Origin of the sequence: Prosthecobacter fusiformis, assembly GCF_004364345.1 — a bacterium.
Classification (GTDB): Bacteria; Verrucomicrobiota; Verrucomicrobiia; order Verrucomicrobiales; family Verrucomicrobiaceae; genus Prosthecobacter; species Prosthecobacter fusiformis.
The window spans coordinates 1-4,005 of sequence record NZ_SOCA01000028.1 but is presented as its reverse complement, the minus strand read 5'-3'; the positions used below and the strand labels follow the sequence as shown (position 1 = coordinate 4,005).

Sequence of the window (4,005 nt, the reverse complement as noted above, 5' to 3'; positions counted from 1 at the left end):
TGAGGAAGCCGCCGCTCCAGGCTGAGGGATGGACACAGCGGGCGCTCCTGCTGGGAGCTTTCCTGGCCCAGCTTCGGGTGGTATTGAAGGTAGCGCGCTAGTTCTGGACTGGCTGCTGGATCGCTGCCATCTTTCCCTGCTACCATCGCATCCACCTTCTCACGCTGCTCCGGCGTCATCAGATCGAAGGCGGTCTCGACGGCTTCTTCGCGGCTGGTGAAAACGGCCTCCGTTCCCTCGTGATCCATCACGATAAACTTCTTACCCTCCTCGCGGATAGGGGAAATCAGGCCCCGGCGAACTGCCTCATCATGCAATTCTTCTCGAGAAGGCGGAGTTTGATCCTACATTGGCTGGGTTGCCTCACTGCGGTCGAGTGGGCGGGGTTCATCCGTCAGTGTTTCGGCCTGCGGCTCGGGTGGGCTGGGCACGGGTGCGGGTGCTTTAACAGGTGCATCCCCCTCTGCGGAAGTCACCTGCTTTTGGTTAGGCACGTCCCCATACCTCATCCTCCCCAGCACCTTCCCGGCCTGGTCACCAGCCGTTACAGCCAAGCGATCCAACGCAGTGGTGATGATAGAGTAATGTTTTTTCCAACTCACCTCATGCCAATGTCCTTTACCGTTGACTTTTCGACAGTCTGCTTGATACTAAAAGTGCGCTCCTGGACAAGGTGTCTGTGCCGGTTGAGTCTTGGGCTGTGTCGGAATCCTTACAGATGGGGACCCCCTTAGAGGGGCAAGGCCGAGCAACTCCAGACGCGGGATCATTTCCGTTGCCTTGGACATAACGCCCGACTTACTTATGTAGTCGGGCGTTACTGTTTACTCATTTTGACTTGTCTATTACTGTGTTATCCCCAAATCGATATTTCGCTATGTCTGGCGAAAATTGAGATATCAAAGCGTGGTGATTCTGAATAACTCCATCCGCAGTTACGACATCGTCACCCGCCAGCCCAGGGCGGGCTTGGTTCGCCTGAAAGCGTACCTTCTCTGCCATCTCTTTGCGCAGTTCAGGCGAAAGATTTCCCTCTGATAGCGCAGGTCCAGGCATTGGCCGGTGCCGACTCCGGTCATGAAGCAAATGGGGGCGAGGCACTCCCTCGTCATCTCTGCAAAATTCACGGGTAATGTTCATCCGAAGCCTTCTGCCGAATGCCTAATCTGGCAGAGCCATTTTTGAACATCGACCAGTCTAAGCTTTGAAGGGCCTGATACTCATCGTTCACTAAAGGTATTGTCACCTTGAATTGGTTCAGCGTTATATGGCTGTAAAAGCTTTGGGGAAGGATCACCCCATGTTCTTTAATGTAATGAATAAGGTGATGGTTCCATACCCACTCGCCATCTGTACAAATGGCCAATGTTGGCGGCAGGGGCGCATGACAAAGATGACAAACATTCTTCTGAGAACCGACGGCCCAAACAGTTGCTCCTTGGTCAAGGTAATCCATCACTCCCGGCCGGTTCTTATCGAGCCACCATTCGGATTGGCAGAATTCACGCACCGAAGGCGCGTTTACATATTTTTCATCTTCCTGCCAGAAGCCAAACCATTTAAAAGGCCAAGTCATAATGATTTAATAGATCGGTTCAAAGTCAATCCATTGTCCAGGAAGACCATGGTCATCTTCGATGCTGAAATACGCCCTGTCCTTGGAAAAGGTTTCTCTGATGACAAGATCTTTCGAGGGGGCACGAACTTTAACTCTTAGTTTATTAGCCAGAGCTTGTGCAATGCCATGCGCATTGCCAGGAGGTAGTTCGCCGGTTTTACAAGCACAAAGTCGCACTGGGCCTCCTTTATACCCCCCCTTTATCATGTATTCTCTCAGCTTGTTTGCAGAGATCAAAGAACCTAATTGAAGTGACACCTGTGTGGCGGAGCCGTGAGCAACAACATCGAAAAACTCAGGATCAGACAACTTATCGGCATGGTCATTGTAGATCTTTAAAAAACGGTCATTGGAATGCATCAACCCAACTGGAGCCCTGGCTTCCGATTCTGGATTTATATCATCGCCTAAAGGGGCTATTTCCTTCTCACCAAGAAGGAGTGCGGCTGGTGCCCCTTCTTTTCGTTTTGCTTTCCAAGGAACAAGCTCGTTGAGGGCTTTTCCAAGATGATCCCCTGCAGATTCGGCGGCGCGGGCGATTACTGGTCCCATCACCTGTCCGGTTTTACCTGCCACCATGCCCGCGCCATGCAGGCCTAGCGCAGCAGCCACCACATCGCGTCCGTTGGATAGATAATCGGCCAGTGCCGCGTCTGGATTTTCCACCGCCAGATTGACGGATTCCAGAGCGATGTCTGCCGCCACACTGCCCACGGCGCTGCCTGCCATCTTCAACGCACTTTTACCTGCCTGGCTGGCGATGCGTGCGCCCCGCAAAAGGGGCACCAGGTTGGCGACGATCTCCAATGGGTTGCCCGCCTCCGCCATCACTTGCGCGTAGTCGCCGCCATCCATGTGGTTAGTCAGGAAGTTCACCACCTGGCTCTTGTCCAGGCTCTCCTGCTGGTCCCGCTCAATGGCGGCGCGTCGCGGAGTCTTCTTCAGGCTTTCGGTCAGCTGTTTGAGCACCTGCGGATCCTGCGTGGTGAGGTATCGCGCCAGCAGCGCGGCGTTGTGCGGTGCATTCAGGCCGTTGGCCTTTGAATAGGTCTTGTCCATCACCCCCTCATCCTTGCCCTTGCGGAGACTCGGGGTCAGGCGGTCTGATCCCGAATCCTAGCTCCCTCATATTAAACAACCCTGACGTTAACGTCGCACATCAGCAAAACCTCCGCCAGTTCACCCAAACTAATCCTCCACTGGAGGTGCTAGCTCTGGATTCGGATTTTCTTCCAGCCAGTGGATGACGCGCAGAATGTCCTGCAAGCGCAAAGGAGACGGCGGAGTACTTCCGACAATCACAAAGTCTTCTTCTCGCTCTATGCTGGCCAACTCAACCAGAGTCTCTTTGAAATCACCAAAAAGATTAGAGGGAAGGCATTTCAGAACTCCTGCAATATCAGCGCCGACAGTGCATTCGAGCAGGCTGATGTAGAAGGTGAATGTAGGCTCGCCATTATAAATATACAAATTCAGCCATACTTCCGGTCTCAAATGAACTGGCAGTCCACCTGTATGTGACGAGTGTGAGCGTTTCTCGCTGACATTGCTGAAGGGTTTAGTTCGTTTTATCATTTTGGTTTTGCTTATGATGAACTGATTTATTTTGTAACTCTACGGCCGCTGAATGCACATCATCAATGAATCTCTGGAGTGCTACTGCAGGAATAGAGCCGGAACCTATCTTATTCCGAATGGCATTTAACTCATAGAGTTCATGGGCGATAATGCCCAGAATTGCTTGATCGCTTTTTACTACCCTTTGGTCCACATGCAATACGATACGTCCATTATCAAAAAAGTCACGCCATTGATAGTGCTTTTTCCCACGTGCAGGTGCATATGAAGCCCATTTGCCTTTCATCTCTTCTGGTGTTTTAAATCGGACTTCTATCACATCCACTAAGTCCAATGCTTCCTCCATCATTGGTTCCACTTTTTTGATATGTTTCCGGAAGATCTGCTTAGCCTCATCCCAGGTCCTCACCGCACCATCGGGATTGTCTTTCCATCTAGCCATCAGCGGCACTTGATCATACCGCCCTGCCCCTTTCACTGCGTTTGTTTCATCCAACTCGCCTTCACTGCCTGCCGGTTCGTGGTCCTGGGTGGTTGCCTTTTCCGGCATGCCAGGCTCCGGCGGCAAGGCTTCGGCATTGGCTTGAGACTTCGTGTGCAGTTCATCCGGTCTCATGCCGGATAGAGCTGCTGCATCCGCCTCACTCAGGTTCACGGATGGACGGCCCTGGATAGTGACATGGTAGCTGCCATCCGTATTGCGTCCATGGACGGTGGCCTGCACGGGCCGCCCCTGCGCATCCTGGCCTATGTGGCCTTGCCATACCGGCGGGGGTGAGGAAGCCGCCGCTCCAGGCTGAGGGATGGAC

The 4,005-nt window shown here is 52.8% G+C and carries 6 protein-coding genes; all 6 read right to left on the bottom strand.

What is annotated here, in order from left to right; genetic code table 11:
* A partial coding sequence (locus EI77_RS23155) for a hypothetical protein (RefSeq protein WP_166647471.1) occupies window positions 1–251 on the bottom strand: 251 nt, incomplete at its 3' end.
* Between the two features lie 93 nt (window positions 252–344).
* Entirely contained in the window at window positions 345–602 is a 258-nt protein-coding gene (locus EI77_RS23150; protein WP_133797688.1) for a hypothetical protein, read from the bottom strand.
* Window positions 603–1,123: 521 nt separating this feature from the next.
* Window positions 1,124–1,576, bottom strand: coding sequence for a hypothetical protein (locus tag EI77_RS23145; RefSeq protein ID WP_133797687.1), 453 nt, complete (start codon window positions 1,574–1,576; stop codon window positions 1,124–1,126).
* Window positions 1,577–1,582: 6 nt separating this feature from the next.
* Window positions 1,583–2,677: a hypothetical protein gene (locus EI77_RS23140; protein ID WP_133797686.1), complete on the bottom strand. Its 1,095-nt coding sequence runs from the start codon at window positions 2,675–2,677 to the stop codon at window positions 1,583–1,585.
* A gap of 129 nt (window positions 2,678–2,806) precedes the next feature.
* Window positions 2,807–3,193, bottom strand: a complete 387-nt coding sequence (locus EI77_RS23135; protein WP_133797685.1) for a hypothetical protein — start codon at window positions 3,191–3,193, stop codon at window positions 2,807–2,809.
* On the bottom strand, window positions 3,177–3,920 hold the full coding sequence (locus tag EI77_RS23130) for a hypothetical protein (protein WP_133797684.1): 744 nt from the start codon (window positions 3,918–3,920) through the stop codon (window positions 3,177–3,179). Before EI77_RS23130 ends, EI77_RS23135 begins: the two co-directional genes overlap by 17 nt.
* Window positions 3,921–4,005 lie beyond the last annotated feature (85 nt).

Bases quoted from the DNA above. Each gene is read 5' to 3' on its own strand.
- EI77_RS23140 (WP_133797686.1), bottom strand. From the start codon at position 2,677: ATGGACAAGACCTATTCAAAGGCCAACGGCCTGAATGCACCGCACAAC.
- EI77_RS23145 (WP_133797687.1), bottom strand. From the start codon at position 1,576: ATGACTTGGCCTTTTAAATGGTTTGGCTTCTGGCAGGAAGATGAAAAA.
- EI77_RS23135 (WP_133797685.1), bottom strand. From the start codon at position 3,193: ATGATAAAACGAACTAAACCCTTCAGCAATGTCAGCGAGAAACGCTCA.